At 68.6% G+C, this 9,785-nt stretch carries 11 protein-coding genes and 1 pseudogene; 5 read left to right on the top strand and 7 right to left on the bottom strand.

Annotated features, from left to right (window positions below; translation table 11 throughout):
• Positions 1-19: 19 nt before the first annotated feature.
• Positions 20-1,039 carry a DEDDh family exonuclease gene (locus ABGB19_RS09605; RefSeq protein ID WP_347685615.1) on the bottom strand — a complete coding sequence of 340 codons (1,020 nt, stop codon included), beginning with the start codon at positions 1,037-1,039 and terminating at the stop codon, positions 20-22.
• Between the two features lie 85 nt (positions 1,040-1,124).
• Between ABGB19_RS09605 and ABGB19_RS09610 the strand changes: the two genes are divergently transcribed.
• A complete protein-coding gene (locus ABGB19_RS09610) occupies positions 1,125-2,378 on the top strand; it encodes a Mur ligase family protein (protein WP_347685616.1) in 1,254 nt (417 codons plus the stop codon).
• A complete protein-coding gene (locus ABGB19_RS09615) occupies positions 2,371-3,087 on the top strand; it encodes a glutamine amidotransferase (protein ID WP_347685617.1) in 717 nt (238 codons plus the stop codon). The genes ABGB19_RS09610 and ABGB19_RS09615 overlap by 8 nt, the downstream gene beginning before the upstream one ends.
• 3 nt (positions 3,088-3,090) lie before the next feature.
• Here ABGB19_RS09615 and ABGB19_RS09620 read toward each other — a convergent pair whose 3' ends face one another.
• Genes ABGB19_RS09620 through ABGB19_RS09635 form a run of 4 tightly spaced genes read right to left on the bottom strand, consistent with a single transcriptional unit; the run spans position 3,091 to position 5,345 of the window.
• Positions 3,091-3,921, bottom strand: a complete 831-nt coding sequence (locus ABGB19_RS09620) for a hypothetical protein (protein WP_347685618.1) — start codon at positions 3,919-3,921, stop codon at positions 3,091-3,093.
• Between the two features lie 59 nt (positions 3,922-3,980).
• On the bottom strand, positions 3,981-4,379 hold the full coding sequence (locus ABGB19_RS09625) for a hypothetical protein (RefSeq protein WP_347685619.1): 399 nt from the start codon (positions 4,377-4,379) through the stop codon (positions 3,981-3,983).
• 11 nt (positions 4,380-4,390) lie between these two features.
• Complete coding sequence (gene recR / locus ABGB19_RS09630; protein ID WP_347685620.1) at positions 4,391-5,002, bottom strand: recombination mediator RecR; 612 nt, start codon at positions 5,000-5,002, stop codon at positions 4,391-4,393.
• A gap of 10 nt (positions 5,003-5,012) precedes the next feature.
• Complete coding sequence (locus ABGB19_RS09635) at positions 5,013-5,345, bottom strand: YbaB/EbfC family nucleoid-associated protein (RefSeq protein ID WP_347685621.1); 333 nt, start codon at positions 5,343-5,345, stop codon at positions 5,013-5,015.
• Positions 5,346-5,445: 100 nt separating this feature from the next.
• On the opposite strand from ABGB19_RS09635, the gene ABGB19_RS09640 reads away from it, so the two are divergent.
• Positions 5,446-6,210, top strand: a complete 765-nt coding sequence (locus tag ABGB19_RS09640; RefSeq protein WP_347685622.1) for an Rv3717 family N-acetylmuramoyl-L-alanine amidase — start codon at positions 5,446-5,448, stop codon at positions 6,208-6,210.
• Positions 6,211-6,275: 65 nt separating this feature from the next.
• On the opposite strand, the gene ABGB19_RS09645 is transcribed toward ABGB19_RS09640, so the two are convergent.
• Positions 6,276-6,719: an SRPBCC family protein gene (locus tag ABGB19_RS09645; protein ID WP_347685623.1), complete on the bottom strand. Its 444-nt coding sequence runs from the start codon at positions 6,717-6,719 to the stop codon at positions 6,276-6,278.
• Between the two features lie 70 nt (positions 6,720-6,789).
• Between ABGB19_RS09645 and ABGB19_RS09650 the strand changes: the two genes are divergently transcribed.
• Together ABGB19_RS09650 and ABGB19_RS09655 are read left to right on the top strand one after the other, a co-directional pair.
• Entirely contained in the window at positions 6,790-8,181 is a 1,392-nt protein-coding gene (locus ABGB19_RS09650; protein ID WP_347685624.1) for an FAD-binding oxidoreductase, read from the top strand.
• A gap of 60 nt (positions 8,182-8,241) precedes the next feature.
• Positions 8,242-9,561: a class I SAM-dependent methyltransferase gene (locus ABGB19_RS09655; RefSeq protein ID WP_347685625.1), complete on the top strand. Its 1,320-nt coding sequence runs from the start codon at positions 8,242-8,244 to the stop codon at positions 9,559-9,561.
• 67 nt (positions 9,562-9,628) lie between these two features.
• On the opposite strand, the pseudogene ABGB19_RS09660 reads toward ABGB19_RS09655, so the two are convergent.
• Positions 9,629-9,785 (bottom strand): annotated as a pseudogene (locus ABGB19_RS09660) (IS30 family transposase); the annotation flags it as partial.

The raw sequence follows: 9,785 nt of genomic DNA on the forward strand, positions 1-9,785 counted from the left end.
GATGCGGTGGCCTGCCATCTCAGAACAGGGCGAACTGGTCGCCGGCAAGCGTGGGGTCGGTGAACTCCTCGATGCCGCTACCGCCGACGACGGCGTCGAGGTGGCGCATGAAGTCTGCGTCGTTCACCAGCGGAACACCCAGCTCGGTGCCGTGGTATCCCTTGCCCTGCCCGGGCTCGGACTCGTTGCAGACGATCAGCGAGGTCTCGGGGTCGACAGTGTCGGTGTAGGCCAGTCCGGCGTACAGGATCCGCTCGATGAGCTCCTCGTGGGTGCGCTCGACCTCCGACGAGAGCGCCACCCGCATGCCCTGCACCAGCGGCCGCCCCGCGACGAAGCGCCCTGGGTTCATGTGCGCGCACGGCAGCCGAGAGGCCACCGCCTTGAGCGGGCGCAGCTCGTCGTGCGTGACGAGCCCGTTCGGCCAGCTTCGGCGTGTCACCGGATGCACCGGCAGCCAGACCCGCCGCTCACGTGCCCGCACCAGCACGGGCTTGAGGATCTGCGCGAGCACCAACGCGTCGTCGAGCGCATCGTGCGGCTTCATCTGCGTGATGCCCCAGTGCGCGGCCAGCGTCTCCAGCCGCAGGTTCTCCGTGCCCAGGTCGAGCCGGCGGGTGAGCTCGACGGTGCACATCACCGTCTCGGTCGGTAGTTCGGCGCGCGCCAGTTCGGCCTCGGCTGCCAGGAACGAGTAGTCGAACCCGACATTGTGCGCGACGAGGGTGCGCCCGTCGAGCACTTCGAGGAGGGGCCCGACGATGTCGGCGAACGTCGGCTGCCCCTCGAGCATCTCGGCGGTCAGGCCGTGCACATGGGTGGGCCCGGGATCGACACCGGGGTTGAGCAGGCTGTACAGGCTCTGCTCGACGTTGCCGTCGTCGCCGAGGGCCAGTGCGGCGATGCTGACGATGCGAGCCTGCCCCGGCCGGAAACCCGTCGTCTCCACGTCGACGACCGCCCAGCCCGCGCCGGTCTCCGTCGCCGGCCGGCCCCAGGAGCCGCTCGGCCGGCGATATCCGGCTCCAGTTTGGCTCACTTCGTCAGAATGGCACGGTGCAGTGACAATGCCGGGACCTCGCCGGATCGCCGGCATGCGTGTCGGCTCCCTAAACTGCTCTGCGATGGTCACCACTCGTGGACGCGTCGCGCTGGCGGCGGGCGCAGGGGCGCGATGGGCGTCGCGGGTCACCGGCCGCGGCGCCGGCGCGATGATCGGTGGCCTCGTCGCGCTGGCCCTCGACAAGTCGCTGCTGCGCCAACTCGGCGCCGGCCGCCGCACGGTCGTGGTGACCGGAACCAACGGCAAGTCGACGACCACCCGCATGGTCGCGGCGGCGCTGCGCACGATCGCGGCGGAGCCGGGCAGCCGGCGACATCCGACGGTGGCGACAAACGACACCGGAGCCAACATGGACGCCGGCCTGGTGGCCGCGCTGGCCGGCGCGCGCGACGCGTCGCTGGCCGCCCTCGAGGTCGACGAGATGCACGTGCCCCACGTGGCCGATGCCACCGACCCGGAAGTCCTCGTGTTGTTGAACCTGTCGCGCGACCAACTGGACCGCGTCGGCGAGATCAACCTCATCGAACGCACGCTGCGCGGCGGGCTGGCCCGTCACCCCTCGGCGGTGGTGATCGCCAACTGCGACGACGTGCTGATGACGTCGGCGGCCTACGACAGCCCGAAGGTGGTGTGGGTGGCCGCGGGCGGCAGCTGGGCCAACGACTCGGTCAGCTGCCCGCGCTCGGGTGAGGTCATTGTGCGCGACGGTCGCGAATGGTATTCGACAGGAACGGATTTCAAGCGGCCTGAGCCGCAGTGGTGGTTCGACGACACCGACATCCACGGGCCCGACGGGTTTTCGATGCCGATGACGCTGAAGCTGCCCGGCACGGTCAACCGCGGCAACGCGACGCAGGCGGTGGCGGCCGCGGTCACGATGGGCGCCGACCCGGCCGCGGCGGTCGAGGCGGTGTCGGCGGTCGACGAGGTCGCCGGGCGGTACCGCACCGTGCGCCTCGGCCAGCACACCGTGCGCGTGCTGCTGGCCAAGAACCCGGCCGGCTGGCAGGAGGCGCTGTCGATGGTCGACAAGCACGGTGCCGGCGTGGTGATCTCGGTCAACGGGCAGGTGCCCGACGGTGAGGACCTGTCGTGGCTGTGGGACGTCCGCTTCGAGCATTTCGACGACACCCACGTGGTGGCCGCGGGCGAACGCGGCACCGACCTGGCGGTGCGGCTGGGGTACGCCGGCGTCGAGCACACCCTGGTGCACGACACGCTGTCGGCGATCGCGTCCTGTCCGCCGGGACACGTCGAGGTGATCGCGAATTACACGGCGTTCCTGCAGCTGAACAGGCGGTTGCCCAGTGCGTGAGTCGACGGTGCGGATCGGGTTGGTGCTGCCCGACGTGATGGGCACGTACGGCGACGGCGGCAACTCCGTCGTGTTGCGACAGCGCCTGCGGCTCAGAGGCATCGACGCCGAGGTCATCGAGATCACGCTGTCCGATCCGGTACCCGCCGAACTCGACCTGTACACGCTCGGCGGTGCGGAGGACTACGCCCAGCGACTGGCGACGAAGCATCTGCTGCGGTATCCGGGTCTGCAGCAGGCCGCCGGGCGGGGCGCGCCCGTGCTGGCGATCTGCGCGGCCATCCAGGTGCTCGGGCACTGGTACGAGACGTCGACGGGGGAACGGGTCGAGGGTGTCGGCCTGCTCGACGTCACCACCTCGCCCCAGAAGGAGCGCACGATCGGCGAGGTGGTGTCCCAGCCGCTGCTGCCCGGCTTGTCGCAGCGGCTGACGGGCTTCGAGAACCACCGCGGCGGAACGGTTCTCGGCGCCGATGCGCAGCCGCTGGCCAAGGTGATCAGCGGGGCGGGCAACCGCGCCGGTGACGGCTACGACGGTGCGGTGCAGGGCAGCGTCGTCGCGACCTATCTGCACGGGCCGTGCCTGGCCCGCAATCCGGAGCTGGCCGATCACCTGCTCGGCCGCGTCGTCGGCGAGTTGTCGCCGTTGGAGCTCGACGAGGTGGAGCGGTTGCGCGCCGAACGCCTGGCCGCCCCGCGCCGGGTGTAGCGGTCACGCCGCCTGGGTGATCTCGACGAAGCAGCCGCGATTCGCCAGCGCCGCTTCCACCTTCGGCAGCCAGTCCTGCGGCCGGTCCTCGCCGGCTATCCGGATCACCAGCCAGCCGAGTGCCTCCAGCATGCGTTGCCGTGCAACGTCTTTGATGCCGTGTTCGACCGCGACCCGGTACTCCGGCCAGCCGATCGCGAGATGGTCGACCGGTTGCCCACCCGCGAGCACCGGGATCTGGGTCTGCGGGCGCGGGAAGCCGCCGTCGATCAACCGCAGGCGGGTGCGGCTCTGCCACGGCGACCCCGCTCCCCCGTCGACGAGCGTGAGCAGTTCGCGCAGTTGGCGGCTGCCGGGTGCCCGGAAATACCGCTTCGCCAGCGCGCGGACGTCGTCGACACCGAACGGCTGCGCCCACATCATCGCGTCGAGGCGCGCCAGCGCAGCCGGCCGGTCGAGATGTCGCGCGACGTCGAACGCGGTGCGCGCCACGGTGGTCACGGGTAGGCCGAACACCCGGGTGACCTCGTCGTCGGCGATGCGTTCGGTACGCGGGACCAGCCCGTCCTGCGGACGGCACTTCACACCGGCCACCTCGATGGGCTGTGCCGGGTCCACCCACGAGGCGCCGTGCAGGGCCGAGGCCGCCACTCCCGCGACGACCCCCTTGCGTCGGGTGGCCAGCCACGCCGCGATGGCCCGGTCTCGCAGCGTGAGTTCGCGCCCGTTCGCGGCGTACACCCCGCGGTAGACCACCCGGTACGACGTCCTGAGCTGATGGCGCGTCACCACACCCGCCGCGACGGCCTCCCCGCCGAGAATGACCTCAACCATGCCCCGCATCGTGCCTCAAGGCACCGACATGTCGCCGAGATGAAATTCCAGCAGAAGCGCTACAGGCCCAGGTCGCGCAGGAAGTGCGGCTTGTAGGCCTCGAGGATCACGTAGCTCGGGTCCGGGGTGGGCGCCTCGCGCGCATCGTCGTGCACCTCCTGCCCACTGGCGGGATCCACCCATTCCTGCGCGGCGGCGTCCCACCGGCTCACGGTGTACTGCGCGCTCACGTGGTCGTCGCTGACCAGCCCGCGCACCGTGCGCTCGGCCTCCTGCGCATCGGCCAGCGTGCGGGTGTAGAGCTGGATGCGGTCGCCGTTGCGCGTGACCGTCACCCGCGACCCGAGCCGCTTGCGGGCGTCGTCGTCGAGGTCGAGCGCGCGCAGCTTCTCCCAGAAGGAGAGCCGGTGCTCGTGGCTGCCGAGCTCGACCTCGACCTTGAACTCCTCGTCGGGCATAGATCCTCTCCTCAGGCCATCGCCCTGCGGCCGGCCAGCGCGCGGCCCAGCGTCAACTCGTCGGCGAACTCCAGGTCCCCGCCCATCGGCAGCCCCGAGGCGATCCTGGTCACGGTCAGCCCCGGGATGTCGCGCAGCATCCGCACCAGATACGTCGCGGTGGCCTCGCCCTCGGTGTTCGGGTCGGTCGCGATGATCACCTCGCTGACGTCGACCCCGTCCACCTGCTCGCCGATCCTGTTGAGCAGCTCGCGGATTCGCAGCTGATCGGGCCCCACCCCCGACAACGGATCCAGCGCCCCGCCCAGCACGTGGTAGCGCCCGCGGAACTCGCGGGTGCGTTCAACTGCCTGCACGTCCTTGGGCTCCTCGACGACGCACACCAGTGAGGCGTCGCGCCTCGGATCGGAGCAGATGCGGCAGCGTTCGGCGTCGGACACATTGCCGCACACCGCGCAGAACATGACCCCGTCGCGCACCTTGTTCAGCACAGCGGTCAGCCGGTCGATGTCCGGCGGCTCGACCGACAGCAAGTGAAAGGCGATCCGCTGCGCGCTCTTCGGCCCGATGCCGGGCAGCTTGCCGAGCTCGTCGATCAGATCCTGGACGGGTCCTTCAAACATGGAAGGACAATTACATTCCCGGCAGACCGAGATTGCCCATCCCGCTGGCCAACGGCCCGAGCCGGTCGTGGGCGAGGATGGTGACCTGCTTGGACGCGTCGGCGATCGCGCCGACGACGAGGTCCTGCAGCGTCTCGGGGTCGGCCGGATCGATCACCTTCGGGTCGATCGACACCGCCACCACTTCGCCGCTGCCCTTCATCGTCACCTGCACCAGACCGCCGCCGGCCTGACCGTGCACCTCGGAGTTGGCCAGCGCCTCCTGTGCCTCCATCAGCTGCTGCTGCACCTGCTGAGCCTTCGCCAACAGGGCCGACATATCGGGTTGGCCTCCGGGTTGCATGACAGTCCCCTTGCGTATCGGTTTCGACTTGGTCTCACCTCGGCCGCGTGCGGCGGTTTGGCCTTTCAGCGTAGTCGTGGATGCGGCTACGGTGACGCCCGTGCCTGCCCGCCTGCGTGTCGGGGCCACCAGAGCAGTGCGTGTCTGCGCCGCGGTGGCCGCCGGATCACTCGTCGTCGCCTCGACGCTCGCCGGACCGGTGAACGCCGCACCCGCCAACATCGCGGGCAAGGTCGTGTTCCTCGACCCCGGCCATAACGGCTCCAACGACGCCTCGATCAGCAGGCAGGTGCCGACCGGCCGCGGCGGCACCAAGGACTGCCAGGCCAGCGGCACCTCGACCGACGACGGCTATCCCGAGCACACCTTCGCCTGGGAGACCACGCTGCGCGTCCGTCAGGCGCTGTCCGCGCTGGGCGTGCGCACTGCGATGTCGCGCGGCGACGACACCGGCCTCGGACCTTGCGTCGACGAGCGCGCTGCGCTGGCCAACTCGCTCAAACCGAACGCGATCGTGAGCATCCACGCCGACGGCGGGCCGCCGACCGGACGCGGGTTCCACGTCCTGTACTCGGCCCCGCCGCTCAACGACGCGCAGGCCGGGCCGTCTCCCCAGCTCGCCGCGATCATGCGCGACCAACTGAAGGCGGCGGGCTTCGTGCCGTCCACCTACATCGGATCGGGCGGGCTGAACCCGCGGTCCGACATCGCCGGGCTCAACCTCGCGCAGTACCCGTCGATCCTGGTCGAACTCGGGAACATGAAGAATCCCGTCGACTCCGCGCTGATGAAGACGCCCGAGGGCAGGCAGAAGTACGCCGACGCCGTCGTCCGCGGGATCGCGGGCTTCCTGGGAGTCAGTTAGGGGCCTCTTGCGCTCTGACGGGTTGATTCCCCGCACCAGGTGCGTGCAATCGACCCGTTAGCGACTCAGCGTGCCGACTCGACCTCTTTCTTGAGGTTCTCCAGCACCTCGGCCTGGATCTTGCGCAGCCCCAGCGGTGCGAACGTCTTCTCGAAGAACCCGCCGATGCCGCCCGCGCCCTGCCACGACGTCTTGACCGTGACCGACGAGCCGGGGCCCGCCGGGGCGACGGTCCAGTTCGTGATCATCGACGAGTTGGCGTCCTTCTCGATGACCGTGTGACCTGCCACGTCGACGGTGGCCTTGACGTCGCGCACCCGCTTCTTGGTCGCCTGCAGCTTCCAACTCGCGACGGTGCCCGCACCCTGCCCGCCCTCGAGCACCCGGTACTCGCTGTAGTGCGACGACAAGATCCTCGGGCGGACGCCTGCGTAGTCCGCGACGGCCGCCAACACGGTCTCCGGCGTCGCGTCGATCAAGACCGTGCTTGACGCACTGACCTGTCCCATCTCCTGCAAGCTCCTCGGTGTCGGCGTTGATGCGGTCGCGTCGGATGCGACCGCGGACTAGCGTATATCCGTGTCCGCTGCCGAGACTGACGCACGTGCTCGTCACACCGCGGGGGTGCGGCGGCTCATCGCCAGCTACCGCGAGATCCCGCCGGACGCAACCGTCCGGCTGGCCAAACCCACGTCGAATCTGTTCCGGGCGCGGGCCAAGACGACCGCCAAGGGGCTCGACGTCTCGGGTCTGACCAGCGTCATCGCCGTCGATCCCGAGGCGCGCACCGCCGATGTGGCGGGCATGTGCACATACGAGGATCTCGTCGCGGCCACGCTGCCCTACGGCCTTTCGCCGCTGGTGGTTCCGCAACTGAAGACGATCACCCTCGGCGGTGCGGTGACCGGGCTCGGAATCGAATCCGCATCGTTTCGCAACGGCCTGCCGCACGAGTCGGTGCTCGAGATGGACATCCTCACCGGCACCGGCGATGTCGTCACCGCCTCGGCCGACCAGCACGCCGACCTCTTTCGCTCCTTCCCCAATTCTTATGGCACGCTTGGCTATTCGGTACGAATCAAGATTGAGCTGGAGCCGGTGAAGCCGTTCGTGGCGTTGCGGCACCTGCGATTCGACTCGCTGGCCGACCTGGTCGCCAAGATGGAACGCATCATCGAGACGGGCGGGCACGACGGCACCCCGGTGGACTACCTGGACGGCGTGGTGTTCTCCGCCGGCGAAAGCTACCTCACGCTGGGCTTCCGAAGTGCCACTGCCGGGCCGGTCAGCGACTACACCGGCCAGCAGATCTACTACCGCTCGATACAACACGAGGACGGCGAGAAGCACGACCGGTTGACGATCCACGACTACCTGTGGCGATGGGACACCGACTGGTTCTGGTGTTCACGGGCGTTCGGCGCGCAGAATCCGAGAATCCGCCGGTTCTGGCCTCGGCGGTACCGGCGCAGCAGCTTCTACTGGAAGCTCATCGGCTACGACCAGCGATTCGACATCGCCGACCGCATCGAGAAGCGCAGTGTCGTCAGGCCAGACACGCCGCTGCGTGAGCGTGTCGTGCAGGACGTCGAGGTGCCGATCGGACGGGTAACCGAGTTCCTGGATTGGTTCCTGGCCAACGTGCCCATCGAGCCGATCTGGTTGTGCCCGTTGCGGCTTCGTGACGCCGGCGGGTGGCCGTTGTATCCGATCCGGCCGCACCACACCTACGTCAACGTCGGGTTCTGGTCCTCGGTGCCCGCCGGACCAGAGGAGGGCCACACCAACAAGCTGATCGAGCGCAAGGTCAGCAAACTCGACGGGCACAAGTCGCTGTACTCCGACGCCTACTACAGCGCCGAGGAGTTCGACGAACTCTATGGTGGAGAAACCTATAAGACCGTAAAAAAGACATACGACCCAGATTCGCGACTCCTCAACCTGTATGCGAAGGCGGTGCAACGGCGATGAGCGCTAGCGCGAAGAGCGGAGGACACTGATGAGCGCTAGCGCGAAGAGCGGAGGACACTGATGACGACGTTCAGAGAAGGCACGGCACCCTCGGCCACCCATGAACACAAGCTGACGCTTGCCGAGATACTCGAGATCTTCGCGGCGGGTCAACTGCCGCTGAAGTTCACCGCGTACGACGGCAGCTCGGCCGGACCCGACGACGCGCCCGTCGGCCTGGACCTGCTGACGCCGCGCGGCACCACGTATCTGGCCACGGCGCCGGGCGATCTCGGCCTGGCGCGGGCGTACGTGTCGGGCGATCTGGAAGCGCGCGGTGTGCATCCCGGCGACCCGTACGAGTTGCTCAAGGCGCTGGCCGACAAGATGGACTTCAAGCGCCCACCGGCGCGCGTGCTCGTCGACATCGTGCGCTCCATCGGCATCGAGCACCTCAAGCCGATCGCCCCGCCGCCGCAGGAGGCCCTGCCCCGCTGGCGTCGTATCGCAGAAGGGTTGCGGCACAGTCGAACCCGTGACGCCGAGGCGATCCATCACCACTACGACGTGTCCAACAGGTTCTACGAATGGGTGCTGGGGCCGTCGATGACCTACACCTGCGCGTGCTATCCGCAGGCCGACGCCACGCTGGAGGAGGCGCAGGACAACAAGTACCGCCTGGTGTTCGAGAAGTTGCGGCTGTCGCCGGGTGACCGGCTGCTCGACGTCGGCTGCGGCTGGGGCGGCATGGTGCGCCACGCGGCCCGGCATGGGGTCAGGGCCGTCGGGGTGACGCTGTCGAAGGAGCAGGCGGCGTGGGCGCAGAAGGCGATCGCCGAGGAGGGCCTCGCCGACCTCGCCGAGGTACGGCACGCCGACTACCGCGATGTACGCGAGTCCGGGTTCGACGCGGTGTCCTCGATCGGGCTGACCGAGCACATCGGAGTGCACAACTACCCCGCGTACTTCCGGTTCCTCAAGTCGAAGATGCGCGCCGGCGGGCTGTTGCTCAACCACTGCATCACCCGGCCCGACAACCGCACCGGGCCGACTGCGGGGGGTTTCATTGACCGTTACGTCTTCCCCGACGGTGAGCTGACCGGGTCCGGCCGAATCATCTCCGAGGTTCAGGACGTCGGACTGGAGGTGGTGCATGAGGAGAACCTGCGCCGGCACTACGCGTTGACGTTGCGGGACTGGTGCCGCAACCTCGTCGAGCACTGGGACGAGGCCGTCGCGGAGGTCGGCCTGCCGACCGCCAAGGTGTGGGGCCTCTACATGGCCGGCTCACGGTTGGGTTTCGAGACGAATGTGGTTCAGCTGCACCAGGTTCTGGCGGTCAAGCTGGACGGCAACGGCGACGACGGCGGGCTGCCGCTGCGCCCGTGGTGGACGGCCTGACTTCTCGCCGAAACTGAAGGTCTGCAGGTGATTTCGGGCTCAAAGTCAAGTGGTTAGTGCAATGCGGCTACGCGGCTTGGTCGAGGAGGGCGGCTAGGCGTTGGGCTGGAGTGTCGAGATTCAGGGTGGGTCGGGGTCGGCTGTTGAGTTTGTCTTGGACCCGTTTGAGGTCGGTTTTGGTGTAGCCGCTGAGGTCGGCGCCCTTTTCGAACCAGAACCGCAGC

The sequence above is a fragment of the Mycobacterium sp. B14F4 genome (assembly GCF_039871645.1).
GTDB lineage: Bacteria > Actinomycetota > Actinomycetes > Mycobacteriales > Mycobacteriaceae > Mycobacterium.

Bases quoted from the DNA above. Each gene is read 5' to 3' on its own strand.
- ABGB19_RS09610 (WP_347685616.1), top strand. From the start codon at position 1,125: ATGGTCACCACTCGTGGACGCGTCGCGCTGGCGGCGGGCGCAGGGGCG.
- ABGB19_RS09620 (WP_347685618.1), bottom strand. From the start codon at position 3,921: ATGGTTGAGGTCATTCTCGGCGGGGAGGCCGTCGCGGCGGGTGTGGTG.
- ABGB19_RS09625 (WP_347685619.1), bottom strand. From the start codon at position 4,379: ATGCCCGACGAGGAGTTCAAGGTCGAGGTCGAGCTCGGCAGCCACGAG.
- recR (WP_347685620.1), bottom strand. From the start codon at position 5,002: ATGTTTGAAGGACCCGTCCAGGATCTGATCGACGAGCTCGGCAAGCTG.
- ABGB19_RS09635 (WP_347685621.1), bottom strand. From the start codon at position 5,345: ATGCAACCCGGAGGCCAACCCGATATGTCGGCCCTGTTGGCGAAGGCT.
- ABGB19_RS09645 (WP_347685623.1), bottom strand. From the start codon at position 6,719: ATGGGACAGGTCAGTGCGTCAAGCACGGTCTTGATCGACGCGACGCCG.
- ABGB19_RS09655 (WP_347685625.1), top strand. From the start codon at position 8,242: ATGACGACGTTCAGAGAAGGCACGGCACCCTCGGCCACCCATGAACAC.